Below are 25,614 nucleotides of genomic sequence, written 5' to 3'. Positions count from 1 at the left end.
TCCGTGAGCACCGGAAGCGCAGACGGCCGCGTCAGACGGCCTCGCCAGTAGAATTCGCAAACGACCTCTAAGCCGCCAGCCCCCGCTTCTCCAACAGCGCATCCGGCGTCGGCAACCTGCCCCGGAACAGCGTGTAGGCCTCGGCGGCATCGCGCGTGTCGCCGGCCGAGTAGATGTAGCGCTTCAGCTTGCCGGCCACCTCTGGCGCGAAGACGTCGCCGGCCTCGATGAAGGCGTTGAAGGCGTCGGCATCCATCACCTCCGACCAAAGATAGCTGTAATAGCCGGCCGAATAGCCGTCTCCCGAGAAGACATGGGTGAAGTGCGGCGTGCGGTGGCGCATGGTGATCTCAGCCGGCATGCCCAAGCGCGCTAGCTCGGCCGCCTCGAAGGCGAGCGGGTCGAGCCCCTCCGGCTTCTCCAGCGAGTGGAAGGCGAGGTCGACCAGCGCCGAGGAGGTATACTCCACCGTGGCGAAGCCCTGGTTGAAGGTCTGCGCCTGCCTGATCTTGTCGATCAGCGCCTGCGGGATCGGCTCGCCCGTCTCGGCGTGCAGGCAGAAGCGCTGCATCACCTCCTCGGTCATGAACCAGTGCTCGTAGAGCTGTGACGGCAGCTCGACGAAATCGCGCGAGACCGAGGTGCCGGCGAGCGAGCCATAGGTCACGTCCGAGAGCAGCCCGTGCAGGGCATGGCCGAATTCGTGGAAGAGCGTGCGCGCATCGTCGAGCGAGAGCAGCGCCGGCTTGCCCTCCTCCGGCTTCGCGAAATTGCAGACGTTGACGATGATCGGCCGGACCTCGCCGCCGAGCTTGCGCTGGCCGCGGAAGGCGCTCATCCAGGCGCCGGAGCGCTTCGAGGAACGGGCGAAGTAGTCGCCGAGGAAGAGGCCGATATGTCGGCCGCTCCTGGCTTCCTTGACCTCCCAGATGCGGACATCCGGGTGATAGCCGGCCAGATCCGTCATCTCCTCGAAGGCAAGGCCGAAAAGCTTGCCCGCCGTGTCGAAGGCCGCAGCGATGATGCGGTCGAGCTGGAGATAGGGCTTCAGCACGGCTTCATCGAGTGCATAGGTCTGCTGGCGCACCTTCTCGGCGTAGTGGCGCCAGTCCCAGGGCCGGATCGGCCCGTTCTCGCCCTCGCCCTGCGCCAGGGCGGCGAGGTTAGCAGCCTCCTCGGCGGCACGCGCCTTGGCCGGCTTCCAGACCAGCTCGAGCAGCTCGCGCACGTTCTCCGGCGTCTTCGCCATGCAGTCGTCGAGCTTGAAATGTGCGAAGGTCCTGAAGCCCAGCAGCTTCGCCTTCTCCGCCCGCAGCGCCACCATCTCGGCGACGATGGCGCGGTTATCAGTCTTGCCGGCATGCTCGCCGCGCTTGCTCCAGGCGATGAAGGCTTCCTCGCGCAGGTCGCGCCTTGTCGAGAAGGTCAGGAAGGGCTCGATGATCGAGCGCGACAGCGTCACCGCATGCTTGCCCTCTTGGCCGCGGTCGGCCGCCGCGCGCGCCATCGCCGCGAGCAGGAAGGGTGGCAGTCCGGCGAGCTTGGCCTCCTCGTCGAGGATCAACGCGTAGGAGGATTCGTCCTTCAGCACGTTCTGGCTGAACTGGGTGCCGAGCGCGGCCAACCGCTCGTTGATCGCGGCGAGCCGGGTCTTGTCGCCGGGGCCGAGCCGCGCGCCCGAGCGCACGAAGCCCTTGTAGCTGCGCTCCAGCAGGCGCAGCTGCTCGGCGTCGAGATGCAGCGCCTCGCGCCGCTCGTAGACCCGCTCGACCCGCGCGAACAGGCCTGCGTCCATCATGATCGCCGACCAGTGCCGCGAAGTGATCGGCGACATCTCGCGCTCGATCGCCTGCAGCGCCTCGTTCGTATGTGCGCCGGTGAGGTTGTAGAACACGCCGCCGACGCGGCTGAGCGCCCGGCCCGCCTGCTCCATCGCCTCGATCGTGTTCGCGAAGTCGGGCTTGGCCGGTTCGGCGATGATCGAAGCGATCTCCGCCTTGTGCTTGGCCAGCGCGGCGTCGAAGGCCGGGCGGATGTGCTCCGGCGCGATCTCGGCGAAGGGCGGCAGCTTGAACGGCGTCTCCCAGGCACGCGAGAACGGATTTGACTCGGGCAGGTCCAGGGCTTCGGGCGCGGTTGCTTCGGGCGCGGTCATGGAGTTGTCTCTTCCAGCGGAGGGCGGCTCAATCCTGGCCGTAGATATGTGCGAGATAGCGCCGCATGAAGGGCGGCATATCGTAGCTGTCGCATTCGGCGAGGCTGCGGATCACGACGATGTCGGCGAGCTCGGGCTCGTCCTGCTCGGCCATGCGCGACAGCATCAGCGCGCGCGCCGCCTCGGCCGGCAGCGGCACCGAGACGGGCCGCATGAAGGCGATGCGGCCCTCCAGGATCACGGCCGTCCAGCTCTCCTCGACCGCGATCTCGTCGAGCGTCAGCCCGGTCTCCTCGCAAAGCTCACGGGTGACGCTGCCGGCGAGGTCGAGGCTGCCATCGGCGCGCACATCCTCGCGATCAGGCGTGCCGGCGGCGAAATAGACCTTGCCCGGATTGGCCGTGTGCTCGCCCATCTTACCCAGCAGGAAGGCGCCATCGGCCGATCTGAGCGCCGCCATGGCGAAGCCGTTGCGCACGACAGGCCCGGGATGGCCGAAATCGCGCCAGCTCATGAAGGCGGCATAATCGGTCTCGAAATAGCCGGCCCGGAAGACGCCGTCCTCGATCCTCGCATGATGCTGCAGCATCACTTTGCCATTGAACATGGCCGGCTTGCCGGCGCTGATCGCCGCCCAATGCGCCGCGATCTCCGGCTCCCTCTCGCGCGCGAAGACCCAGTCATAGGGCTCGATCTTGGCCTCGACCTGGCTGAGCGCAACGATGCGGCCGTTCTCGACGCCGCTCACAGCAACGTACCCTCGCTGACCACCACGGCCGCGCCGCCGATCCGCGCCGAGACCAGCTTGCCGCCGGCGACCGTCAGCCCGAGCTCGATCTGCGACGGCCGGCCCATCTCGTAGCCCTGCTCGATCACCAGCCGGTGCTCGCCATCGTCAGGCCGGTCGAAACGCATGATCGCACCGGCGAAGGCCGCGACTGCCGAGCCCGTCGCCGGGTCCTCCGCGATGCCCATCGAGGGCGCGAACATCCGGGTGCGATAATGGTGTCCGCTCTCCCGCGGCAGCCGGCAATAGACATAGGCGTTGGGGCCGTCAGCGGGCTTCATCGCCTGCGACCATAGGCTGGTCTCGAGCCTGATCCGGGCCATCGCTTCCAGGCTCGCCACCGGCACGAAGGTGAAGCCGAGCCCGGCCGAGAACACGCTCGGCACATGAGCATCAAAGCCAATCTCGCGCTTGTCGAGGCCGAGCGCACCCGCAAGCAGCGCCAGGCCGCCTGGCTGGTCGATCTCCGCCGGCAGGCGCGGCAGCGTGAAGGTGGCGCGGCCCGCGAGCTTGCTTCGCGTCGAGACGGCACAAGTGACGAGCCCGACCTGCTCCTCCAGCACCAGGCTCCCAGTCGCCTTGCCTTCGGCGGCCTGGCGCAGCGCCAGCAGCACGGCGCTGCCGACGGTCGGATGCCCGGCGAAGGGCAGCTCGCGCGCCGGCGTGAAGATGCGGATCGCCGCACAATGGGCGGGATCGGCCGGCGGCGCCACGAAGACCGTTTCCGACAGGTTGAACTCGCGGGCGATGGCCTGCATCGCGGCGGTGTCGAGCCCATCTGAGTCGAGCACCACGGCCAGCGGATTGCCGGCATGCGGGGTGGTGGTGAAGACGTCGAGCGTGGCGAAGCGGCGGCTCATAATAGGTATACTCAGCTTTGAGGAATGGTCAGGTCGACGGTGAGCGGGCAATGGTCCGAGGCTTTCGGCCGGTCCCAGCCAACGCGCGGATAGCGGTCGGAGCTGGTCGCGAGCCGCGCCATCGAGCGGTCGGGCTGGCGTGGGTCGAGCGGGACGCGATAGGGCAAGCCGCGCCGGATCATCTGCATCGACGGTGTCGGATTGGCGGCGGCCAGCGCCGGCGAGAGCAGGATATGGTCGAGCGGCATATGGCTCTCCATCAGCTGGCCATGCTCCTCCGACCAGTAGCGCCTAAAATGCGTCCAGCGCTCGTGCAGCGGCAGGTTTTCGATCGGATCGACCGCGAAATCCTCCAGCAGCGGCTCAATGCCGCTATCGCCCTCGTCGACCGGCTCGGCCAGCGGCCCGAGCCCGATGCGGTAGCCGTTGAGGTCGCCCAGCACCGCCCAATTGGCCTCGCGCCAGCCGGGCCCGAACCAGGTCTTGACGATGTGCTTCACTGCCAGCGCCTCGGCCCGGCGGATCGGCAGCGTCACCTGCCTGCCATCCTCGCGGCCGTTGTTCATCGACTTGAAATGGCAGCCGAACAGCGTCAGCCGGCGATCGCCGAAGCCCAGTTCGACGGCAAGGCAGTCGCGCGCGAAGACGCGGTCGCGCGGCCTGATGCCGAACTGCGCCAGCGCGCCGTCATAGACATCGGCCTCGGCGAAGCTCAGCTCCTTGTGCGAGGCGAACTTGATCGCCTGCGGCGTCACCAGGTCGCGCCTTGCGGCGAAGCCGATATCGATGCTGCGCGGGTCGTTGCCGTCGATCAGCGCGAAATGGCCGTAGCGATAGTCGGCGATGCGATGGACGTAGTTGGCGAAGAAGGCCTGCAGGCTCGCGAGCGAATCGACCTCCTGCAGCATCCAGAGATCGGCCTGCGCCTCGGCGATGGCGAGCGCGGTCATCTGGCGCTTGTCGTCCTCCAGCGCCACGGCCAGCGAGCGCTCGACCGCGTCGCGTTCGTCGGCGCGCGGGAAATGGAACAGCGACATCGCCGCCGCCGTGTCGATCCGCCCACCCGGCTCGAAGCGATGCCGCGTCAGCAGGTTCTCGACATTGAAGGTGCCGATGCGCAGTTTCATCAGATCAGCGCCCAGTTCAAAGCTTCTCGGGCTCGAACCTGTGGCTGGGCGTGACGAACTCGTCCTGCGCGGCGACGGTGAGGATTTCGCGCGAGCCCTCCTCCTTCGTCCGCTTCAGCAGCCCGTAGACCGAGGACGAGGCCTTGGCGAGCGCCGAGGCGGCCGAACCGTCGCGCAGGAAATGCACGAAGAACAGGGCCGCGATCGCGTCGCCGGCGCCGTTGACGCTGACGTCGAGCTTCGGCGTGCGCACCCGGTAGGCGCCCTGCGCATCGGCTGCCATCATGTCGATGGCCTCAGCCGGCGTCTCCTCGGTGACGAGCGAGGTAACGAGCACGACCTTCGGCCCGGCATCGCGCAGGGTCTCGACGGCGCGATGCGCGTCGGAGATCGTCTTGACCTCGATATCGGTGAGCAATTCCAGCTCGAACTGGTTCGGCGTCACGATATCGGCTGCCGGCACCGCCTGCTCGCGCATGAACTCGGGGATCCCCGGCCGCACGAAGACGCCGCGCCCGACATCGCCGATCACCGGATCGCAGCAATACATCGCCTTGGGATTGGCGGCACGCACCCGCTCGACCGCCGAGAGGATGGCGTGGCCGATATCGGCCGAACCCATGTAGCCGGAGAGCACGCCGTCACAGCTCGGCAGCACGCCGCGCTCGGCGATGCCCTCCATCACCTCGTCGATCATGCCGCCGTCGAAGACGCGGCCCTTCCAGGCGCCATAGCCGGTGTGATTCGAGAACTGCACCGTATGGATCGGCCAGACATCGACGCCGAGGCGCTGCATCGGGAAGACGGCCGAGGCGTTGCCGACATGGCCATAGGCGACATGGGACTGGATCGAGAGGATGTTCATGGCGCAGCCAGTGACTCGACAGGGGACGACCCGGCGAACCTAACGGTTGCCGCGCCCTGCGCAAACCGAAAGCAGTGATGCCTCCGATGACTGAACCGCTCAGGCGGCAGCAAGCCGCGCCAGGCCGGCGGTGTCCGTGAACTGAGACAGGCTGCGCACCTTGCCGTCCTCGATCACCAGCATGTCGACGACGTCGAAGCTGTCGGTGCGGCCGGTCGGCGTGAAGGTCACGTCGGCGCGCCAGTGGTAGGCGGCATGATTGCCTTCGACGACGAGACCCAGCGTCTCGAATTTCGCGAAGGCAAAGTTGTCGATCAGCCCGGCCATTTGCTCGCGGACCATGTCGCAGCCCTCGAGCGGCCGGCAGATCGGCGCACTATCGGCCGCTCCCATGAATTGGAAGCGGCATTGCGGATGGAAGGCAGTCATCACGCCGTCGAGGTCACCGCGCACGCGCGCCTCATAGGCCTCGATGATCAGGGTCTCGATAGCAGAGCGCTCGGTCATCTCGCCTCTCCTTTCGAAAGAGGGAGTGTGACCGGCGCTCCGCCGGGAGTCGAGAGGGTACGAGCCCACCGCCGCCTTCTTGGCGAAGGTCTCGATGAAGGTCTTCGACAGCAAACCCGATCAGACCGGGGCGATCATGACATAAGGAATGCTACCCATGACGACGGCAAGTTGGATCGCATTGCACAGCATGCCGCCGCAATGCAGCCGACGCAGCCGGCGGCCGACATCCGCCGGCCAAGTCTCGATCTGGGCATCGATCCGCCGCAGAAACCAGACGCGAGCCATGACCGTAGAAGCCAGGACGCCCATGCCGAAGACGAAGGCCCATGGACCCGCCACGGCAAACATCACTGCCCCGATGACGGCAGTCACGGTCAGCACCAGGAAATACGCCCCGAACATCATGCGCAACAACCGGGCAACGGGCGGGATGTCGAGCTTCACGAACAGAAAGCCGGGCGCCGCGAACAGCAAATAGGCCATCGGAACGACCAGGATGATGATGGCGAACAAGGCGGCGGCATCCGGCGTCATGCAGGCACCTCTTACCCTTCCCTACCGGAAAAGGATATCCAACAGAAGCGATCGAAACATCCATCCAACTACAACCCCAATACAATTGGACTTTAGTTGGAGGTAATGGAGTCGATTACCAATACAGTACGCTACAGACCGTCGAAAATCGGGCTGCGCTGCACCTAAGGTCTACTTGTGCAGGCCTGAATCCTCAACATGATGAGCATGAGAAAGAACTTTCCTGCGAAATGAAATAAGACGCCGGCCACGACAGCGACGACGAAAGCATCCAACAGCGGAGGACGCAGATGAGCTGGCTCTCTTGGCGCTGGTGGTCACGAAGCAAAAACAAGTCCTTGGATGACACGAGGCCTCCCTCCGAGCGATCTGAAGGCGGTGATCGGCGTCAGCTGCTCCAGGCGCTCTCGGCCATCGCTGGCGGCGGCGCCCTGGCCGCGCTGCCGCAGCCGGGCGAAGCGAAGGATTCGAGCGAGCTGCCTCCCCCGAAACGGGCGCTGACTGGCCGCGATGCAGCCGGCAAGTCGATATTCAAGTCCTTCGACGTGACGCCCAAGGTGGTGGAGATCGACTCCAACCCGGGCCTGACCTTCTACGAGCTCTACATGACCGAGGGCGTGCCCCAGCTCACCGGCCTGGAACCCGACCCGATGCTTGCAGGAACGGTGGCCTTTCCCGGCCCCGGCGGCACGATGTTTCGCCTGATCTCGTATCCTCCGAGGCGGCCCGAAGGCTGGAAGCCGCCGCCCGGCGTCACCTTCGAGAGCGCCCTGCAGGAGATGTCGGAGAAGGTGCCGCGCATGGGCGACCATTTCGAACGCGGCGCGCCGGGCATGCACACATCCGACACGATCGACTACGGCGTCGTGGTTCGCGGCGAGATGACGCTGGAACTGGACGACGGGCAGCGGGTCCATTTGCGCCAGGGCGATTGCATCGTGCAGAACGGAACCCGCCATCGCTGGCGCAACCCGCTGCCGGAGCCCTGCCTCATGGCCTTCATCTCGGTTGGCGGGAAGCGCGGCTGAGACGGTCTCTTCCTTCTCCCCCGAGGGAGAAGGTGGCAGCGCGAAGCGCTGGCGGATGAGGGAAGGACGGCTCGCCCAGTCGCACCGCCCTCATCCCCTGCCGGGCCTTCTCCCCCGAGGGGGAGAAGGAAGCCTCCCTTTACGATCCCGCCGCCGCCTTCTTGGCGAAGGTGTCGATGAAGGTCTTCGACAGGTCGACATTCGAATTCGTCAGCTCGGGGTCGAGCAGCTTCAGCGAGTCGTACATGCTCTTCATGCCGTCGGCGGTCGAGATGCCGGTGCGCGAGTAGCTCTCCTGCGAATTCTTGACCGCGCGCAGGTAGAGCGGCCGGTCGCCGAGCAGGAACTCTTCCGGCACCAGGTCCGCAACGTCCTCGGGCTTGGCCGTCTCCAGCCATTTCAGCGACTTGAACAGCGCGTTGACCAGCTTCTGCGTGGTCACCGGGTTCTTCTCGGCGAAGTCGTTCTTCAGGTAGAGCACGGCCGCCGGGTTGGAGCCGCCGAACAGCGCCTTGGTGCCGGCCTCGGTGCGGGTGTCGATCAGCGTGACGATGTCGCCATCGGCTTCGAGCTTCGAGGTGACCGGATCGAGATGCGAGATCACGTCGACCTGCTTCTGCTTGATCGCGGCAACCGCGCTCGCCCCGGCGCCGATGCCGATGATCGGCGCGTCGCTCGCCTTCAGCCCGGCCTTGACCATGGCGTATTGCGCGGTGAGCGCGGTCGAGGAGCCGGGCGCGGTGACGCCGATCTTCAGCCCCTTGAAGTCGGCAGCCGACTTGACCTTGTCGGCCAGGTCCTTGCGCACCGCGATGGTGATGGCCGGGAAGCGGCCGAGCTCGATCACCGCGCGGACGTCCTGGCCCTTGGCCTGCATGCGGATCGTGTGCTCATAGGCGCCGGTCACGACATCGACCGAGCCACCGACCAGCGCCTGCAGCGACTTGGCGCCGCCGCCGAAATCATTGATCTCGACGTCGAGACCTTGCTCCTTGAAGAAACCCTTCTTCTCAGCCACGGTCAGCGGGAGATAATAAAGCAACTGCTTGCCGCCGACGCCGAGGGTCAGCTTGGGCTTCTCGGCATTCTGGGCGAGCGCTCCATAGGGCGAGAAGCCGAGCGCAGTCGAAAGGGCGAGCGCGGCGAGCGCGCCGCGGCGGGACAAGAACATGGGGGTATTCCTCCGGTTGGATGACGCGAGCGCTTCTGACGGGCGCATTCGGGACGACAATAGGCGAGATCGGCGAGCGGGAGCAAGAATCCCATCCACCAGATCGGGACGTTGCGACCTCTGAGCGCATCCGCGCATGGCTACCTGCTGAAGCAGCGAGACGGGGAACGGCCATGAACGAGGTTCGCATCGCGGTTTTCGTGTTTCTGTGCCTGACCGGAGCCTCCCTGGGAGCGCTCTTCTTCTACGAGAAGCTGCCGGCGCATCAGCGCCAGGACGACACCCACAACGTGATGCGGCTGATCGCCAACATCTTCGTCGTGATGACCTCCCTCGTGCTCGGCCTGATGATCAGTTCGGCCAAGGGCCGGTTCGACGCGGTCAACCGCGACGTGCACAGCTACGCGACCGGGTTGATTCTGCTCGACAGGATGCTTGTCCTCTACGGGCCCGAGGCTGGCGACGCGCGCCAGCGGCTCGTCGCCTACGCGCAACGCGCCGCGAACGGCCATTGGACGGCCGAGGGCGGGCTGTCCGACAAGACGTCCGAACGGCTGCTCCAGGAGATCGGGACCAGCCTGCGTGCCCTCGAGCCACGCGCCGAGCCCCAGCTCTCGATTTGGAACGACATCCGCGAACAATATCGCAAGGTGCTGGAATTGCGTTGGAGTCTGGTGGAGCAGGCGGAGGGCTCGATCCCAAGGCCGCTCGTGCTGATGCTCGTCGCCTGGCTGATGCTGATCTTTGCGACCTTCGGTTTCCGGGCTCCGAGAAACGCGGTGATCGTGACGAGCTTCGTCGCGGCCGCGACCCTCATCGGCGGGGCGATCTACCTGATCGTCGACATGGACGCCCCATTCGAGGGGCCGATCCAGATCTCGCCCGCGCCGCTGCAAAGGGCCCTGACGGAAATGCGCCAGTAGCGCCGCACGGCCGCCTTAGGGGTCGCGAACCTTACGTCGTCGTCGAACTCTGCCCGGGACGCCAGACCAGCAGCCGCTTCTCGACCATCGTCACCAGCGCATCGATCGCGATGACGAAGATCGCCAGGATCAGCATGCCGGCGAAGACGCCGGTGACGTCGAAGACGCTTTCGGCCTCGTGGATCTTGTAGCCAAGACCCGCCGAGGAGCCGAGGTACTCGCCGACCACCGCGCCAACCAGCGCGAAGCCGACCGAGGTGTGCAGCGACGAGAACATCCAGGTCAGGGCCGAGGGCCAGTAGACGTGGCGGAAGAGCTGGCGCCCGTTCATGCCGAGCATGCGGGCATTGGCCAGCACGGTCGGCGAGACCTCGCGCACGCCCTGGTAGACGTTGAAGAAGACGATGAAGAAGACCAGCGTGAAGCCGAGCGCCACCTTCGACCAGATGCCGAGCCCGAACCAGAGCGCGAAGATCGGCGCCAGCACGACGCGCGGCAGCGCGTTCGCTGCCTTGATATAGGGGTCGAAGACCGCCGCCAGCAGGTCGTTCCGGGCGAAGGTGAAGCCGAACAGGATGCCCGCCGCCGAGCCGATGACGAAGGCGAGCACCGTCTCGGTCAGGGTGATGCCGAGATGATAGTAGATCTCGCTGCCGGTAAGCTGCTTGAAGGTCCGGCCCAGCACCTGAAGCGGCGTCGAGAAGAAGAACTGGATCGTCTTGGTCTCGCCGAAGAGCGGATAGACCGTGACGACATGCCAGATGCCGAGACAGACGATCATCACCAGCACTTGCAGGACGAGGAGCTTGAGGCGCTTCATGGCGTGCTGTCCTCGACCAGTTCCTTGCCCTCGCCCATCGCATAGGCCTTCTGCACCTCGACGCGCAGCGAGGCCCAGATGTCGCGGTGGATCTCGTGGAAGGCCTTCTCAAGCCTGATCTCGGCAATGTCGCGCGGGCGCGGCAACGGCACCTTGTAGTCGGCGACGATGCCGGCGGCTGGCCCTGCCGACATCACCACGACCCGGTCGGAGAGCGCGATCGCCTCTTCCAGGTCATGCGTCACGAAGATCAGCGCTTTGCGGTCCTTCGACCAGAGGTCGAGCAGGAGGTTGCCCATGATCTGCCTTGTCTGCGCGTCGAGCGGCCCGAAGGGCTCGTCCATCAGCAGGATCTCGGGATTGCGGATCAGCATCTGCGCCAGAGCGACGCGCTTGCGCTGGCCGCCCGAGAGCATGTGCGGGTAGCGGTCGACGAAGGCGCGCAAGCCCACGCGCGCGAGCCATCCCCGTGCCTGCTCGTTTGCTTCCGCTGCCGGCACGCCCATCGGCTCCAGCGCGACGGCAACGTTCTGCAGCGCCGTCTTCCACGGCATCAGCGCATCCGCCTGGAAGAGGTAGCCGGCGCGGCCGTTCAGGCCGGAAAGCGGCTTGCCGAAGATTTCGACCTTGCCGGCCGACGGCGTCAGCAGACCGGCGGCGGCGTTGAGCAGGGTCGACTTGCCGCAGCCGGTCGGTCCGACGACGGAGACGAACTCACCGGCCGCGACGGAAAGGTCGATGCCGGTCACGGCCTTGTAGCGCTGGCCGCCCTCGATATGGAAGGTGATGTCGAGCCCGCCAAGCTTCACCGCCACCGGCAATGTGGCTCCAGACGCGCCCGCTTGCCCCGGATCAGGGTGCGGGCGGTGTTGCAGATCCATGGATCGTTTCCCTGGTGGCCCGCTGCGCGCATGCGCCGGCCGTCATCGCGTTTCTCGTTGCGAAAACTCTAGGCGATCAGCCCGCGAAGGCAACCCGCCTTTGGCGGGTTCTTCCTTCTCCCTCTTGCGGGAGAAGGTGCCCCTGCAGGGGCGGATGAGGGGTCGCGCGACCCTTCGAGAGATGGCATATGCCAAACCGCCGCGATAAGAAGCGTCGCGCGACCCCTCATCCGTCAGCGCTTCGCGCTGCCACCTTCTCCCGCAAGGGGAGAAGGAAGCCCCCAGGGAGACCGCGCCGACATGATGCAACTCGAAAGCCTGATGCGGGATCTGGTCGAGTTCATGCGCGCCAACCAAGGCTGGGCTGTCCCGATCGTTTTCTTCGTCGCCTTTGCCGAATGCGTGGCGGTGCTGTCCTGGATCGTGCCGGCGACAGTGTTCTTCACGGCCTTTGGCGCCGCGGCGGGAGCCTCCGGACTGAACCTGATCCCGCTTGCTTTCGCGGCCTCGCTTGGCGCCGGCTCGGGGTTCTGGGTGTCGTATTGGGCCGGCCTCGTGCTGGGGCCGCGCGTCGATCACCACTGGCCGTTCAAGCAGAACCCGCAACTGCTCGAACGCGGGCACGCCTTCTTCGAGAAATGGGGTGTGCTCAGCATCGTGATCGGCCATTTCTTCGGGCCGCTGCGCGCTGTGATCGCGATCGTGGCGGGCATCGTCAAGATGCCCTTCCTCCAGTTCCAGCTCGGGAATTGGATCGCCTCGTTCGCTTGGGGCTTTGGCCTGCTCTACGGCGCCGGCCGCCTCGCCGAATTCGTCACGCGTTGAACAGGCCGAGCACGATCGCCAGCGCCAGCGCGAATGACAGCGCCATCAAGAGCCGCGCGCCCTGCGGCGTTTCCAAACGCCTGATCGGTCCCATTGTCGCCTCCCTGCGCTCGGGTCCGTAAATGGCTTGGTCTCAATAGGTCAGCTCGACGAAGCCCCAGGCGAGGATGGCGAGGGCGAGCCCGCCGATGAGGACCATCAGCACGGGCTTGTCGAGAAAACCCTGCCGCGCCTCGATAGGCGTCTCCACTGCAGGATCGGCGTTGCTATGGTCGTCGGCTCGCATCGGCGGAATCGGATCGCCGCCTTCCAGGCGCTCGAGCCGGTCTTCCCTGTCTTTAACATCCGCAGCCATGGTCGTTCCCCTTGTGATGGATCGTCCTAGAACAGCGTCGTGGCGAGCGTGCTGGCCACGATCGCGATCGTGGCGCTGACGAGCAGGATGACGAGAGCCATGCTCTCGCTGCCCTCCTCCGGCATCGGGACGACCCGCGCCACAGCCCGCCTATGCTGATCGCGGCTGGCTGTTTCATTTCTCCACTCGTCCCGGTTCATCGCATGCTCCCGTTTCGTCACTGTCCATCAACGCGCCGGAGACCGGCGCTGTTCCGCCGGGCTGGAGCAGCGGCGCCGTGCAACGAAAAACGGGCGCCTCGCGGCGCCCGTTTCAACAATCAAATCAAGACTCAACGTCAGCAAATTGACTCAACGTCACATGGAGCTGAATCAGTTTCTGAAGCCGTCTGGGATCGTTCTGGGAATTCGCTGGGGCGAGCCGACTGGCGTGGCTGTCGAGAACCGGAGCGGAGCGGACATCTGTCCGTGAGCACCGGAAGCGCAGACGGCCGCGTCAGACGGCCGCCCCAGTAGAATTCACAAACGATCCCTCAGTTCTTGGTCTTGTCGACCAGGGCCTTCGCCTTGATCCAGGGCATCATGTCGCGCAGCTTGGCGCCGACTTCCTCGATCGGGTGGGCGTTGTAGCGCGCGCGGGTCGCCTTGAACGAGGTCTGGTTGACCTTGTTCTCCAGCATCCAGTCGCGGGTGAACTTGCCCGACTGGATGTCGGCCAGCACGCGCTTCATCTCGGCCTTGGTCTCGGCGGTGATGATGCGCGGGCCGGTGACGTACTCGCCATACTCGGCCGTGTTCGAGATCGAGTAGTTCATGTTGGCGATGCCGCCCTCATAGATCAGGTCGACGATCAGCTTCACTTCGTGCAGGCACTCGAAATAGGCCATCTCGGGGGCGTAGCCGGCCTCGGTCAGGGTCTCGTAGCCGGCCTTGATCAGCTCGACCAGGCCGCCGCAGAGCACGACCTGCTCGCCGAACAGGTCGGTCTCGCACTCTTCCTTGAAGGTGGTCTCGATGATGCCGGCGCGGCCGCCGCCATTGGCCGAGGCGTAGGACAGGCCGAGGTCATGGGCGTTGCCGGTCGCGTCCTGGTGGATCGCGATCAGGGTCGGCACGCCGCCGCCGCGCTGGTACTCGGAACGCACGGTATGGCCGGGGCCCTTCGGGGCGACCATCAGCACGTCGAGGTCCTTGCGCGGCTCGATCAGGTTGAAATGCACGTTCAGGCCGTGCGCGAACAGAAGGGCGGCGCCCTCCTTCATGTTGGCGTGCAGCTCGTCGCGGTAGATGTCGCCCTGCAGCTCGTCCGGGGTGAGCATCATCATGATGTCGGACGTCTTGGCCGCCTCGCTCGGGGTCATGACCTTGAAGCCGGCCTCTTCGGCCTTCTTGCGCGTGGCCGAACCGGCCTTCAGCGCGATGATGACGTCCTTCACGCCGGAATCGCGCAGGTTCAGCGCGTGGGCATGGCCCTGCGAACCGTAGCCGACGATGCAGACCTTCTTGCCCTTGATCAGGTTGATGTCGGCATCACGATCATAATAAACGCGCATGTTACGGGTCCTTCCTTGGGTTTGCGTCGTTTCTTCAAGCTTTCGGTGCAGGCTGCGCCCGCCCGTGAAGTGCGAGGAACTGGTCGACTGCCATGGCGGCGTCGCGCTCAATCTCGGCGCGGCTCAGCCGCAGGGCATCGCCCAGCAGAAGCCGGATCTGCACGTCGCGGCCGATCAGGCCGAAAAAGGTGCGGAACGCCGTCTCGGCATCGTCGAAGCTGAGCAGCCCAGCCTCGCGGCCCGCCTCCAGCACCGGCTTCAGCCGCTCGCCGATGGCGAAGCGTCCATTCGCCAGCACGATGCCGCCGAGATTGCTCTTGCCCGATGCGGCATGCCCGATGGCGACACGGTTGAGCGCGATCGAGGTCTGGCTGGAGATCACGGAGAGCCAGTTCTCGGCAAAATCCTTCAGGCTTTTGCGCAGGGTCGCGGCGTCGAGCCGCTGGCGGTCGTAATTATTGGCACGGACCCGCGCCGCCTGCCATTGCACCGTGGCGGTCAAAAGCCCGTCGCGATCACCGAACCATTTGTAGAGCGTTTCCTTGGAGCAGCTCGCGCGCCGGGCCACGGCGCTCATGGTGAGCTGATCGCCCTCCTCCACCATCAGCGCGAGCACGGCGTCGAGCACGGCCTGCTGGCGCGCCGTCGGCTCGTCACTCGTCGTCTCGAGGGCTGCTTGCATGGAGAGGAAATCTACCGAACCGAACGTTACGGTTCGGCTATCTACAGGAGGGCTCTTTGCGGTGCAAGTGGCAAACGCCGGCGCCCTCGCCTATCTCCCCGCTGTTCATCTGGACGGGCAGATCGGTCAAACTGCCGCCAATGGGAGATCTGGAACATGAGCCTGGCAACGGCAGTGGAGATCGTCGCCTTCTGGCGCGAAGCCGGCCCCGAGAAATGGTTCGTCAAGGACGAGGCCTTCGACGCGGAGATCCGCATCCGCTTCCTCGCCGCGCACGAGGCCGCCGCCGCCGGCCAATTGCGGGACTGGGAGGCGACGCCCGAAGGCGTCTACGCGCTGCTGATCCTGCTCGACCAGTTCCCGCGCAACCTCTTCCGCGGCTCGCCGCAGGCCTTTGCCACCGATGCGCAGGCGCTCGGCGTCGCGGAACGCGCCATCGCCCACAGCTTCGACCGCGCCTTCGACAATCCGGAGCGGCGCTTCATCTACATGCCCTTCATGCATGCCGAGGACCTCGCCCACCAGGAGCGCTGCGTCGCGCTCTGCCAGGCGGCCGATGACCCCGAGGGCGTCGAATACGCCGCCGTCCATCGCGACATCATCCGCGATTTCGGCCGCTTCCCGCATCGCAACCCGGTGCTCGGCCGCGACACGACGGCGGAGGAACGCGCCTTCCTCGCCGAGGGCGGCTTCAGCGGCTAGAGCATGCTGTTATTTGCCAGCATCAAGCGCCGTCATCCCGGACGCAGCGAAGCGGAGCTCCGGGATCCATCATAGAGCGCTGAGCCTTACGATGGATCCCGGAGCTGCGCCGCAAATGCGGCTTGTCCGGGATGACGTGGAGAGGTTGCCCCGTATTCGTAGCAGGCCCTAGCCGCCGCCCGCCTGCTGGCTGGCGACGCGCTGCAGGACGATGGCGATGACCGTCAGCGTGAAGCCGAGCCACCAGAGCGGCGAGCGTATCGTGGCGGTGCTGCCCGGCTCGGGCGCCGGCGCACGCCCGCTTACGCGCATGATGATCGGCCAGGCCAGGCAGGCGAAGCCGACGACACCGAGCCCCAGCGTCAGCAGGTTGAGCGTGGCGGTGTCCATCACATCGCGTCCGGGCCACGGCTCATCGCCGCGATGCCGGTGCGCGAGACCTCGGTGAGGCCGACAGCCGTCATCAGCTTGATGAAGCGCTCGATCTCCTCGGTCGAGCCTGTCAGCTCGAAGACGAAGGAGGTCAGCGAGGCGTCGAGCGTGCGCGCGCCGAAGGCGGATGCGAGCCGCATCGCCTCGACCCGGTGGTCGCCCTTGCCGACGACCTTGACCAGCGCCAGTTCGCGCTCCAGCGCCTCGCCCTGCAAGGTCAGGTCGACGACGCGGTGCACCGGCACCAGCCGGTCGAGATGCGCCTTGATCTGCTCGATGACATGGGCGGTGCCGGAGGTCACCACGGTGATGCGCGAGATGTGCTTCTCGTGCTCGGTCTCCGAGACGGTGAGGCTCTCGATGTTGTAGCCGCGGCCCGAGAACAGGCCAGCGATGCGGGCGAGAACGCCGGGTTCGTTATCGACGATCACCGCCAGGGTATGGCGGGCGACGGGCTGGACCTTCGGGGCGTTCGGATAATGCGTGGCTGAGTTGGGCATCGGAGACCTGTCGCAAGAACCTGAAATGACTGAGGGGATTAGACGGAGCGGAGATTGGCGATGGCGGGTTCGTCGACCTCGTCGTGTTCGACGATCCAGCTTTCCTTGAGCGCTGCATCGAGCCATTGCCGATAGGCAGGCAGGCCGAGCACGGCGCGCATATAGGCAGCCGATACCCCGTCTACCGGGATGGCATAGGTGTCGAGCCGGGCTACGACCGGCGCGAACATCGCGTCGGCCGCGGAGAATTCGCCGTAGAGGAACGGCCCGCCGGCGGCCTCGCCGAAGCGGCGACGTGCCTCGCCCCAGATCGCACTGATGCGGGTGACATTCGCCGTGACGTCCGCCCCGCGATCCCTGGTTGCATAGCGCTTGCCGAGATTCATCGGGCACGCGCCGCGCAGCGCCTGGAAGCTCGCATGCATCTCGCTCGACACCGCCCGCGCATGGGCACGCGCTGCGGCATCGCTCGGCCAGATGCCGCGCTCGGGAAAGCGCTCATGCAGGTACTCGACGATCGCCAGCGTCTCCCAGACGGCGACGTCGCCGTCGACGAGCGTCGGTACGGTGCCGCCGCTCTGCGGCGCATGCGCGTGGACCGCGTCCTTGAAGCCCGGCTCGTCGAGGAGGACGAGCACCTCCTCGAAGGAAATCTCCTTGGCCGCGAGCAGCAGCCAGGCCCGCAGCGACCAGGAGGAATAGCACTTGTTGCCGATCAGGAGTTTCATGGGTCGATCACAGCTGGCTTATCGAAGGATTTTGACGCGCGTTTGCGCAAGCGGATGTCGAAAGTCGCAAAGGTCTCATAGTCGCCGCAGGCGGCCAGATGGATCGCGTCGGCGAAATCAAGACCGGCCTCAAATGCTCTCACGGCAGCCCGCACGACAGCTTCGTCTTCGACAACCACATTCTCGTTATCAATGATGATTGAGAAAACGCCCGCGATCTGGGCAGCAGAATACCGATACACCGAGCGCAAGACCCATTCGGCCTCCATCATCACCGTCCGGGCAACAAAAACCGGGGACTGCTCGAACAAGGTGCGCGCCGCGCGTTCCTGAGTCGGTTCGTCGCGCGTGACATAGCGGACGAGCACATTGGTATCGATCGCGACGAGCATCTGTCAGAGACCGGACTTCCGCGCCCAGCGCTCGCGCATTGCCTCGTCAATACCGCGCTCCATCTCCTCCAAGGTCTTTGGCGGCCCGCTATACGGCAGGCAGCCGTAGAGATCATCGAGCGTGTAGCGCTTCTTGACCGGAACGGGCGTGAGCCGCACGCTCTCGCCCTCCGTCACGACCTCGAACTCGGTCCCGGCCTGCCAATGCAGCGCATCTCGCACCTCTTTCGGAAGCACTATTTGCCCTTTTGTCGAAAGCTTGGCCCGTGTCACGACGCTCTCCAGCAGCTGGTAAGTCGTCGGTAAGATAACGTTCTTACCGACGACTTACCACTCCTCACACCAGCTGCTTGCCCTTGGCGTCGATGATCTCGCCGGTATCGCCCTCGAAATCGTTCAGGATCATCTCGTTATGGGCCTTGCCCGAGGGGATCATCGGGAAGCAGTTCTCCTCCTTGGCGACGAGGCAGTCGAAGATCACCGGCTTGGGCGTATCGATCATCTCGCGGATCGCGTCGTCGAGATCGGCCGGGTTCGAGCAGCGGATGCCGTGGCCGCCATAGGCCTCGGCCAGCTTGACGAAGTCGGGCAGCGACGCGGAGTAGCTCTCCGAATAGCGCCCGCCATGCAGCAATTCCTGCCACTGCCGGACCATGCCCATGTACTCGTTGTTCAGGATGAAGATCTTGACCGGCAGGCGATACTGCACCGCCGTCGACATCTCCTGCATGTTCATCAGGATCGAGGCCTCGCCCGCGATGTCGATGACCAGCGACTTCGGGTGCTTCATCTGCACGCCGATCGCCGCCGGCAGGCCATAGCCCATCGTGCCCAGCCCGCCCGAGGTCATCCAGCGGTTCGGCTCCTGGAAGTGGAAGTACTGCGCCGCCCACATCTGATGCTGGCCGACTTCGGTCGTGATGTAGGTGTCGCGGTCCTTGGTCAGCTCGTAGAGGCGCTGGATCGCGTATTGCGGCTTGATGATCTCGGACGAGCCCTTGTAGCCGAGGCTATTGCGCGCCCGCCAGCCGTCGATCTCCTCCCACCAGCTCTTCAGCGCCGCCTTGTCGACCTGCGGGCTGGTCTCGCGCCAGACGCGGACCATGTCCTCCAGCACATGGGCGCAGTCGCCGATGATGCCGATGTCGATCTTGACGTTCTTGTTGATCGAGGACGGGTCGATATCGACGTGGATCTTCTTCGAGCGCGGCGAGAACGCATCGAGCCGGCCGGTGATGCGGTCGTCGAAGCGCGCGCCGATATTGATCATGACGTCGCAGTCATGCATCGCCAGATTGGCCTCGTAGGTGCCGTGCATGCCGAGCATGCCCAGCCATTGCCGGTCGGCCGCCGGGAAGGCGCCCAGGCCCATCAGCGTCGAGGTCACCGGATAGCCGGTCAGCCGCGCCAGTTCGCGCAGCAGCGCCGAGGCGTGCGGGCCCGAGTTGACCACGCCGCCGCCGGTATAGAAGACCGGCTTCTTCGCCTTGGCGATCAGGTCGACGGCGGCGCGGATCTTGTCCATGTCGCCCTTGACCACCGGCCGGTAGGTCTTGTGCTGGTTGTCGCGCGGGCGGGTGTATTCGCCCTTGGCGAACTGGATGTCCTTGGGGACGTCGACGACGACCGGGCCGGGCCGGCCATTGGCCGCGACGTAGAAGGCCTCGTGCAGGATGCGCGGCAGGTCGGCAATGCTCTTCACCAGGTAGTTGTGCTTGGTGCAGGAGCGCGTGATGCCGACCGTGTCGCATTCCTGGAACGCGTCGGAGCCGATCAGATGGGTCGGAACCTGGCCGGTGATGACGACGACCGGGATCGAGTCGAGCAGCGCGTCGGTCAGGCCGGTGACGGCGTTGGTCGCGCCCGGCCCGGAGGTGACGAGCACGCAGCCGACCTTGCCCGAGGAGCGCGCATAGCCCTCGGCCGCATGGACCGCGCCCTGCTCGTGGCGGACGAGCACGTGCTTGACCTTCTCCTGATGGAAGAGCGCGTCGTAGATCGGCAGCACGGCGCCGCCTGGATAGCCGAACAAGTGCTCGACGCCCTGGTCCTGAAGCGCGCGGACGACCATCTCGGCGCCGGTCATCATCTCGCTCATGGTACTCTCCTGCAGGTTCTTCAGATCGGTCTTGGGGGGAAAGCGGGCAATAAAAAAGGCCCTCGGAGGGGCCTGGACGTGCGCTGGCGTCGGGGACGCGCGGTTATGAATAACCGGCCCCTACCAGCGCACCCGTACGATAATAAGCTTGCGCATCGCGCGTCTCACCCTTTGCAGATATTGCGGCAAGCTAGCCGAGCCTCCGAGCGCGGTCAAGCCGGAAGAAGGCCGCGTCATCCCTGCCATGCGCAAGCGTGATTTGCTGCATTGCGGAAAATCAGGTGACGCAAGGGAACACTTTTTCAAGACGGCGCTGCTAACCTTCCCAAGCTCGGAACGGGATCGCCATGTATCAGGAAGTGCATACCCAGAACATCGTCGAGCGCGCCCACGCACCGGAAGTCGCCGAGCTGCTCCGCCTTTTCACGCGTCTCGCCCAGGGCGAGGCCGGCGCCCCGCATGAGGCGCTCTGCCAGGAGGTCATGGCCGAGTTCGGCGACGACCTGATGATCATGGTCCCCACCGGCGACGGCGACTACGCCTATGGCCATTACGGCCGCGAGATCATCCGCTATGTCGGCGGCAACCGGTCGGGCGAGCGCATCTCGCAAATGTCGCCGCAGGTCGCCCGCTTCACCGCCGAATGCTACGACCACGCGCTCGCCGACGGGCAGCCGGCCTATACCGTCCACCGTTCGCTCAAGACCTACCGCGTCTGCCTCTGGGAGCGCCTGATCCTGCCGACCACCGCCGCGACTGGCGAGCGCTTCCTCGTCGTCTTCAGCCGCCCGCTGCAATTCCGCGAGGAGCTGCTCACGACCGTGCTCGAAACCTCGCCTTGCGGCATCGTGGCGCTGCGCGCCGTGCGCGACGCCGAGGGCAATATCGAGCGCACCGTCATCATCACCGCCAACCGCCGCGCCGCGATCATCGCCGGCCACGAGGACGAGCAGCTGCTCGACAGCGACGCCCGCGCCTGCCTCCCTTTTCTGGCCGACAACATGGTCTGGCGCCGCTGCCTCTATGTCATAGAGCTCAGGCGCCATGACATGTTCGAGGCCTGCTTCACGGTGAATGGCCGCGAGGTCTGGCTCCAGCTCGCGCTCGCGCCGCTCGGCGACGGCCTCGTGATGACGCTGACCGACATCACCGAGCTGATGATCGCCAACCTCACCCTGCAGAGCCGGGCCGCGACGCTGGCGCTCGAGATCGGCCGCGAGCGCGCCACCCGCCGCGCCCTCTCGCACGAGATCGGCCAGCGCGAGGAGCGCGAGCAGGAGCTGCGCCGCCTCGCCGAGACCGACCCGCTGACGGCGCTGCTCAACCGGCGCTCCTTCACCGAGAAGGCCAATGCCGAGATCGCCGCCTGCTCGGCCGATGGCGACGATGCCTCGCTGATCATCGTCGACCTCGACCATTTCAAGAGCGTCAACGACAGCCATGGCCACGCCGCCGGCGACGCCGTGATCCGCGCCTTCGCCGATCTCCTGCTCGGCTTGGTCCGGCCCGAGCGCGACCTCGTCGGGCGCTTCGGCGGCGAGGAATTCGCCGTCTTCCTGCCGCGCACCAGCGCAGCCGCCGCGCTGCGCATCGCCCAGCGCATCCAGGATGCGCTCGCGATCAAGCAATTGCCGGTCTCGGAGACGGTGGCGCTGCAGGTCAGCGCCAGCCTCGGCGTGGCGATCCGCCAGAGCGAGGAAAGCTTCGCCGACTTCTTTGCCCGGGCCGACGCCGCGCTCTATCGCGCCAAGCACGAAGGCCGCAACTGCATCCGCCTCGCTGGAGCTGATATTGCCGTCGCGGCGTGAAACACTCAGCCCTCATCCTGAGGAGCCGCGCAGCGGCGTCTCGAAGGATGCTCCAGCTCGCGGTGACAGCACCACTGGAGCATCCTTCGAGACGCGGACTTCGTCCGCTCCTCAGGATGAGGGCTGAGGTAACTCCCGCAGCGCGAAATCAAGCGCCACCTCGGGCGCAACCGCGTGCCAGCCCGCCATCTGGTGCCGGAACCAGGTCACCTGCCGCTTGGCATAGGCGCGCGTATCGGCCTGCCCCCTGCGGATCGCCTCATCCAGGCTGAGCGTACCATCGAGATGGGCGATCAGCCCGGGCACGCCATGGGCGCGCATCACCGGCAGCAGCGGGTCGAGCCTTCGCTCGCGCAGCGCCGCGACCTCATCGAGCGCGCCCTGCCCCATCATCTGCAGGAAGCGCCGGTCGATCCGCGTCCTCACCTCCTCGCGCTCCGGCGAGACGAAGAGCTTCAGCAGCGGCGATCCATCGAGCGGCCCCGGCTGGCGCGCACCCTGGAAGCTCGCCAGCGAGCGCCCGGTCGCCTCGAAGACCTCGAGCGCGCGCATGATCCGCATCCGATCGCTCGGCCGCAGCCGCTCCGCCATCGCCGGATCGCGGGCGGCAAGCTCGGCATGCAACGCCGCAGTCTCCGCTCCCTCGACGCGAGCGCGAAAAGCCTCGCGAACCGGCTCGGGCACCGGCGGTATCTCGGAGAAGCCTTCGGTCAAAGCCTTGAAGTAGAGCCCGGTGCCGCCGACCAGCACCGGCAGCGAGCCGGTGTGCTCAAGCTCGGCCAACAGCGCCACGACATCGGCGACATAGCGCGCCGCCGAATAGTTCACGGCGCCATCGACATGGCCGTAGAGCCGGTGTGGAACCGAAGCCTCCTCCTCGAAGCTCGGCCGCGCGGTGATCACGCGCAGATCGGCATAGACCTGCATCGAATCCGTGTTGACGACGGTTCCGCCGAAGCGCTGCGCGATCGCCATGGCGAGGGCGGACTTGCCGCTCGCGGTCGGACCTGCGATGAGCACCGCCCTGCAAGCCAGCTTCACCCGGTCATTCTCCATGCTCGTCGCCACGCTCGTTTCCGCCCATGGCCAGGCTCTCGTGAGCGACGCCCTGCTGTCCCGGCTCGCCGCCGCCGTGCCCGGTACGACCAGGTCGGCCCGCCTCGACGGCGAGATCGCCGCCGACCTCTTCGCGGATGTGGCTGATGCGCGCAAGCTCGAAGCCGAGATCCGCGCCGCGCTTGACGGCGCGTCGATCGACATCATCGTCCAGCCGGCCGCGTCGCGTCGCAAGCGGCTTTTCCTCGCCGACATGGATTCGACCATGATCGGCCAGGAATGCATCGACGAGCTCGCCGCCTATGTCGGCCTGAAGGAGAAGGTCTCAGGCATCACCGAGCGCGCCATGCACGGCGAGATCGCCTTCGAGCCGGCTCTGCGCGAGCGCGTGGCGCTCTTGAAGGGCGTCAGGCTCGACGTTGTCGACGAGATCATCCGCGAGCGCATCACGCTCACCCCCGGCGGGCGCGAACTCGTCCGTACCATGCGCGCCAACGGCGCCTATACCGCGCTGGTCTCCGGCGGCTTCACCGTCTTCACCGGCCCGCTCAGTGCGATGATCGGCTTCGACGAGCACCGCTCGAACACGCTCATCGCCGAGAACGGCGTGCTCACCGGCGAGGTCGCTGAGCCGATCCTCGGCAAGCAGGCCAAGCTCGACAGCCTGCTGGAGCTGCGCGCGAAATTCGGTCTCGCCCCGGAGGCGACGCTGGCCGTCGGCGACGGCGCCAACGATCTCGCCATGCTGGGTGAAGCCGGACTCGGCGTCGCCTTCCGCGCCAAGCCCGCGGTCGCGGCTGCGGCCGATGCGAGGCTCGACCATGCCGACCTGATGGCGCTGCTCTATGCGCAGGGCTATGCGGGCGGCGAGATCGTCAAAGGCTGACCCGCAAACAAAAAGGGCGGCCAACCGGCCGCCCTTCGAACGCTCGCTTCCAGGCAAGCGTCAATCCATCGTCACCGCGACGAAGCGGACTTCGCCCTGGGCGTTCGAGACCAGAAGCAGGGCCGACTTCTTGCCCTCCTTCTTCAGCGCGTCGAGCCGCTTGGTCACGTCCTCGGGCGAATTCACCGCCTCCTGGCCGACTTCGACCACGAGCTCGCCGATCTGGATGCGCTTGTCGGCGGCGTTGGAGTTGGGATCGACCTTGGTGATCACCACGCCCTTGGTGCCGTCCTTGATCGAGTAGCGCTTTTTCAGGTCGTCGCTCTGGGCGGAAAGCTCGAGGCCAAGCGCCGAGGTCACCGCAGGCTTGGCCGGCTCGGGCGTCGGGCGGTTCGAGGCGGTCTGCACCTTCTCGCCATCCTCGAGGCGGCCGAGCTTGACCGTCTTGTTCTCTTCCTTGCCCTTGCGCACGACCACGACGGGCACGTCCTTGCCCACCGCTGTGCCGGCGACGATGCGCGGCAGGTCGCGCGAATCCTTGACCTCCTTGCCGTCGAACTTGACGACGACGTCGCCGACTTCGAGGCCGGCCGGCTTGGCTGGGCCCTTGTCGTCGATGCCAGCGATCAGCGCGCCGCGCGCCGTGCCGAGCCCAAGTGCCTCGGCAGTGGCGTCGTCGACGCTCTGGATGCGCACGCCGAGCCAGCCGCGGCGGGTCTCGCCGAACTCGCGCAGCTGGTCCACGACATTGGTCGCCAGCGAGGACGGCACGGCAAAGCCGATGCCGACGGAGCCGCCGGTCGGCGACAGGATCGCGGTGTTGATGCCGATGACTTCGCCCGCCATGTTGAAGAGCGGGCCGCCCGAGTTGCCCTTGTTGATGGCGGCGTCGGTCTGGATGTAGGTGTCGTACGGGCCCTGCTGGATGTCGCGGTTGCGGGCCGAGACGATGCCAGAGGAGACCGAGCCGCCGAGGCCGAACGGGTTGCCGATCGCCATCACCGGGTCGCCGATCCGCATCTTGTCGGAATCGCCGAACTTGACGAATTCCAGCGGCTTGTCGTGCTTCACGCGCAGCACGGCAAGGTCGACCTTGGTGTCCTTGCCGATCACCTCGGCCTTCAGGCGCAGGCCGCTGTTGAAGATCACGGTGATCTCGTTGGCGTCGCCGATGACGTGGTTGTTGGTGACGACGATGCCGGAGGCGTCGATCACGAAGCCCGAACCGGCCGATTGCGAGCGGCGCTGCTGCGGCGCCTGGTTCTGGCCCTGCTCGCCGCCACCCCGGCCGCGGCGGTTGAAGAATTCCTCGAATAGGTCGCCGAAGGGCGTGTCCGGGCCGAGTTGCGGCAGGTTCGGCAAGGTGCGGTTGCGCGTGTCGCTGGTGGTCACGGCGGAAATGTTGACCACGGCCGGCATGACGCGCTCGGCGAGGTCGGCAAGCGAGATCTGGCCGGTGACGAGGGGCGAACCGGCGACGCCCGAACCCGCCAGCGGCGTCTCGGCAAGGACCGGCAGCGTCATCAAAGGCAGCGTCGCGACGCCTGCCATGAGCGCGATCCGCAGGAGCCGGGGAGCAGCGGAGACGAATTTCAATGCCATCAGTGGGTCCTCATGAAGATTCGGGCCGTTACGACGACCAAAACGCTGGCGAGAGATTGAACCTCAAAATGCGGCGGAAGGGCGACACAAGATACACACGATCATGTCATTGCGCGCGCCGCTTTGCACGGTCTTTCCGGCTCATTTTATGGGCCCCGCCGGGGCAAAACGGGCGGAAAACTTTCAATTTGCCCAGGAAGCTTAGGGCGCCCTGAGACCGTTTGAGACTTCGCTGGCGTGAGCTGGCTGGCGTGGCTGTCGAGAACCGGAGCGGAGCGTACCTTGGTACGTGAGCACCGGAAGCGCAGACAGCCGCGTCAGACGGCCGCGCCAGT

The 25,614-nt window shown here is 66.0% G+C and carries 27 protein-coding genes; 6 read left to right on the top strand and 21 right to left on the bottom strand.

Going from position 1 to position 25,614, the window contains the following annotated elements:
* Positions 1 to 67: 67 nt before the first annotated feature.
* The 7 genes from DWF00_RS09155 to DWF00_RS09125 all read right to left on the bottom strand — a co-directional run bounded on the left by DWF00_RS09155 (position 68) and on the right by DWF00_RS09125 (position 6,838).
* Positions 68 to 2,155: a M3 family metallopeptidase gene (locus DWF00_RS09155; RefSeq protein WP_114827293.1), complete on the bottom strand. Its 2,088-nt coding sequence runs from the start codon at positions 2,153 to 2,155 to the stop codon at positions 68 to 70.
* Positions 2,156 to 2,183: 28 nt separating this feature from the next.
* Complete coding sequence (locus DWF00_RS09150; protein ID WP_114827292.1) at positions 2,184 to 2,903, bottom strand: NUDIX hydrolase; 720 nt, start codon at positions 2,901 to 2,903, stop codon at positions 2,184 to 2,186.
* Entirely contained in the window at positions 2,900 to 3,802 is a 903-nt protein-coding gene (locus tag DWF00_RS09145; protein WP_181832463.1) for a PhzF family phenazine biosynthesis protein, read from the bottom strand. Before DWF00_RS09145 ends, DWF00_RS09150 begins: the two co-directional genes overlap by 4 nt.
* An 11-nt stretch (positions 3,803 to 3,813) precedes the next feature.
* On the bottom strand, positions 3,814 to 4,929 hold the full coding sequence (locus DWF00_RS09140) for an endonuclease/exonuclease/phosphatase family protein (protein WP_114827291.1): 1,116 nt from the start codon (positions 4,927 to 4,929) through the stop codon (positions 3,814 to 3,816).
* 16 nt (positions 4,930 to 4,945) lie between these two features.
* Positions 4,946 to 5,794: a pyridoxal kinase PdxY gene (pdxY, locus tag DWF00_RS09135; protein WP_114827290.1), complete on the bottom strand. Its 849-nt coding sequence runs from the start codon at positions 5,792 to 5,794 to the stop codon at positions 4,946 to 4,948.
* 99 nt (positions 5,795 to 5,893) lie between these two features.
* Positions 5,894 to 6,415, bottom strand: coding sequence for a nuclear transport factor 2 family protein (locus DWF00_RS09130; RefSeq protein WP_114853014.1), 522 nt, complete (start codon positions 6,413 to 6,415; stop codon positions 5,894 to 5,896).
* Positions 6,416 to 6,421: 6 nt separating this feature from the next.
* Entirely contained in the window at positions 6,422 to 6,838 is a 417-nt protein-coding gene (locus DWF00_RS09125) for a hypothetical protein (RefSeq protein WP_114827288.1), read from the bottom strand.
* Positions 6,839 to 7,176: 338 nt separating this feature from the next.
* On the opposite strand from DWF00_RS09125, the gene DWF00_RS09120 reads away from it, so the two are divergent.
* A complete protein-coding gene (locus tag DWF00_RS09120; RefSeq protein ID WP_245973808.1) occupies positions 7,177 to 7,866 on the top strand; it encodes a cupin domain-containing protein in 690 nt (229 codons plus the stop codon).
* A 139-nt stretch (positions 7,867 to 8,005) separates the two neighbouring features.
* Here the strand turns inward: DWF00_RS09120 and DWF00_RS09115 are convergent, their stop codons facing one another.
* Complete coding sequence (locus DWF00_RS09115) at positions 8,006 to 9,031, bottom strand: ABC transporter substrate-binding protein (RefSeq protein ID WP_425453108.1); 1,026 nt, start codon at positions 9,029 to 9,031, stop codon at positions 8,006 to 8,008.
* Positions 9,032 to 9,057: 26 nt separating this feature from the next.
* Here DWF00_RS09115 and DWF00_RS09110 point away from each other — a divergent pair, with 26 nt between their 5' ends.
* Positions 9,058 to 9,960 carry a bestrophin-like domain gene (locus tag DWF00_RS09110; RefSeq protein WP_245973807.1) on the top strand — a complete coding sequence of 301 codons (903 nt, stop codon included), beginning with the start codon at positions 9,058 to 9,060 and terminating at the stop codon, positions 9,958 to 9,960.
* Positions 9,961 to 9,991: 31 nt separating this feature from the next.
* Here DWF00_RS09110 and DWF00_RS09105 read toward each other — a convergent pair whose 3' ends face one another.
* Both DWF00_RS09105 and DWF00_RS09100 read right to left on the bottom strand, forming a co-directional pair.
* Entirely contained in the window at positions 9,992 to 10,780 is a 789-nt protein-coding gene (locus tag DWF00_RS09105) for an ABC transporter permease (RefSeq protein WP_114827284.1), read from the bottom strand.
* Entirely contained in the window at positions 10,777 to 11,661 is an 885-nt protein-coding gene (locus DWF00_RS09100) for an ABC transporter ATP-binding protein (protein WP_114827283.1), read from the bottom strand. The genes DWF00_RS09105 and DWF00_RS09100 overlap by 4 nt, the downstream gene beginning before the upstream one ends.
* Before the next feature lie 300 nt (positions 11,662 to 11,961).
* Between DWF00_RS09100 and DWF00_RS09095 the strand changes: the two genes are divergently transcribed.
* The gene (locus DWF00_RS09095; RefSeq protein ID WP_210207831.1) at positions 11,962 to 12,486 is read left to right on the top strand and encodes a DedA family protein; all 525 of its coding nucleotides are present in this window, start codon (positions 11,962 to 11,964) and stop codon (positions 12,484 to 12,486) included.
* A gap of 133 nt (positions 12,487 to 12,619) precedes the next feature.
* On the opposite strand, the gene DWF00_RS09090 is transcribed toward DWF00_RS09095, so the two are convergent.
* The 3 genes from DWF00_RS09090 to DWF00_RS09080 form a co-directional block, all read right to left on the bottom strand.
* A complete protein-coding gene (locus tag DWF00_RS09090; RefSeq protein WP_114827282.1) occupies positions 12,620 to 12,841 on the bottom strand; it encodes a hypothetical protein in 222 nt (73 codons plus the stop codon).
* A gap of 532 nt (positions 12,842 to 13,373) precedes the next feature.
* Positions 13,374 to 14,393, bottom strand: coding sequence for a ketol-acid reductoisomerase (gene ilvC, locus DWF00_RS09085; protein WP_245973806.1), 1,020 nt, complete (start codon positions 14,391 to 14,393; stop codon positions 13,374 to 13,376).
* A 34-nt stretch (positions 14,394 to 14,427) separates the two neighbouring features.
* Entirely contained in the window at positions 14,428 to 15,075 is a 648-nt protein-coding gene (locus tag DWF00_RS09080) for a TetR/AcrR family transcriptional regulator C-terminal domain-containing protein (RefSeq protein WP_114827281.1), read from the bottom strand.
* Between the two features lie 156 nt (positions 15,076 to 15,231).
* Between DWF00_RS09080 and DWF00_RS09075 the strand changes: the two genes are divergently transcribed.
* On the top strand, positions 15,232 to 15,777 hold the full coding sequence (locus tag DWF00_RS09075; protein ID WP_114827280.1) for a DUF924 family protein: 546 nt from the start codon (positions 15,232 to 15,234) through the stop codon (positions 15,775 to 15,777).
* A 168-nt stretch (positions 15,778 to 15,945) separates the two neighbouring features.
* On the opposite strand, the gene DWF00_RS09070 is transcribed toward DWF00_RS09075, so the two are convergent.
* From DWF00_RS09070 to DWF00_RS09045, 6 genes are all read right to left on the bottom strand, one after another.
* Positions 15,946 to 16,167 (bottom strand): hypothetical protein, encoded by a 222-nt coding sequence (locus DWF00_RS09070; RefSeq protein ID WP_114827279.1) that lies wholly within the window; start codon positions 16,165 to 16,167, stop codon positions 15,946 to 15,948.
* A complete protein-coding gene (ilvN, locus tag DWF00_RS09065) occupies positions 16,167 to 16,709 on the bottom strand; it encodes an acetolactate synthase small subunit (protein WP_114827278.1) in 543 nt (180 codons plus the stop codon). The genes DWF00_RS09070 and ilvN overlap by 1 nt, the downstream gene beginning before the upstream one ends.
* A gap of 38 nt (positions 16,710 to 16,747) precedes the next feature.
* Positions 16,748 to 17,437, bottom strand: coding sequence for a glutathione S-transferase family protein (locus DWF00_RS09060; RefSeq protein WP_114827277.1), 690 nt, complete (start codon positions 17,435 to 17,437; stop codon positions 16,748 to 16,750).
* The gene (locus DWF00_RS09055) at positions 17,434 to 17,829 is read right to left on the bottom strand and encodes a type II toxin-antitoxin system VapC family toxin (RefSeq protein WP_114827276.1); all 396 of its coding nucleotides are present in this window, start codon (positions 17,827 to 17,829) and stop codon (positions 17,434 to 17,436) included. Before DWF00_RS09055 ends, DWF00_RS09060 begins: the two co-directional genes overlap by 4 nt.
* 3 nt (positions 17,830 to 17,832) lie before the next feature.
* Positions 17,833 to 18,102, bottom strand: coding sequence for an AbrB/MazE/SpoVT family DNA-binding domain-containing protein (locus DWF00_RS09050; RefSeq protein WP_181832462.1), 270 nt, complete (start codon positions 18,100 to 18,102; stop codon positions 17,833 to 17,835).
* Between the two features lie 64 nt (positions 18,103 to 18,166).
* Positions 18,167 to 19,927: an acetolactate synthase 3 large subunit gene (locus tag DWF00_RS09045; protein WP_114827274.1), complete on the bottom strand. Its 1,761-nt coding sequence runs from the start codon at positions 19,925 to 19,927 to the stop codon at positions 18,167 to 18,169.
* Between the two features lie 347 nt (positions 19,928 to 20,274).
* On the opposite strand from DWF00_RS09045, the gene DWF00_RS09040 reads away from it, so the two are divergent.
* Positions 20,275 to 21,735, top strand: coding sequence for a GGDEF domain-containing protein (locus tag DWF00_RS09040; RefSeq protein ID WP_114827273.1), 1,461 nt, complete (start codon positions 20,275 to 20,277; stop codon positions 21,733 to 21,735).
* A 111-nt stretch (positions 21,736 to 21,846) separates the two neighbouring features.
* On the opposite strand, the gene miaA is transcribed toward DWF00_RS09040, so the two are convergent.
* The gene (miaA, locus tag DWF00_RS09035; RefSeq protein ID WP_114827272.1) at positions 21,847 to 22,791 is read right to left on the bottom strand and encodes a tRNA (adenosine(37)-N6)-dimethylallyltransferase MiaA; all 945 of its coding nucleotides are present in this window, start codon (positions 22,789 to 22,791) and stop codon (positions 21,847 to 21,849) included.
* On the opposite strand from miaA, the gene serB reads away from it, so the two are divergent.
* Positions 22,748 to 23,677, top strand: a complete 930-nt coding sequence (serB, locus tag DWF00_RS09030) for a phosphoserine phosphatase SerB (protein ID WP_114827271.1) — start codon at positions 22,748 to 22,750, stop codon at positions 23,675 to 23,677. The two genes, miaA and serB, sit on opposite strands and share 44 nt — an antisense overlap.
* A 60-nt stretch (positions 23,678 to 23,737) precedes the next feature.
* Here serB and DWF00_RS09025 read toward each other — a convergent pair whose 3' ends face one another.
* Entirely contained in the window at positions 23,738 to 25,279 is a 1,542-nt protein-coding gene (locus DWF00_RS09025; protein WP_245973804.1) for a Do family serine endopeptidase, read from the bottom strand.
* Positions 25,280 to 25,614 lie beyond the last annotated feature (335 nt).

Origin of the sequence: Allobosea caraganae (genome assembly GCF_003351345.1) — a bacterium.
GTDB classification, from domain to species: domain Bacteria; phylum Pseudomonadota; class Alphaproteobacteria; order Rhizobiales; family Beijerinckiaceae; genus Allobosea; species Allobosea caraganae.
This window is presented reverse-complemented; position numbering and strand designations above follow the sequence as displayed.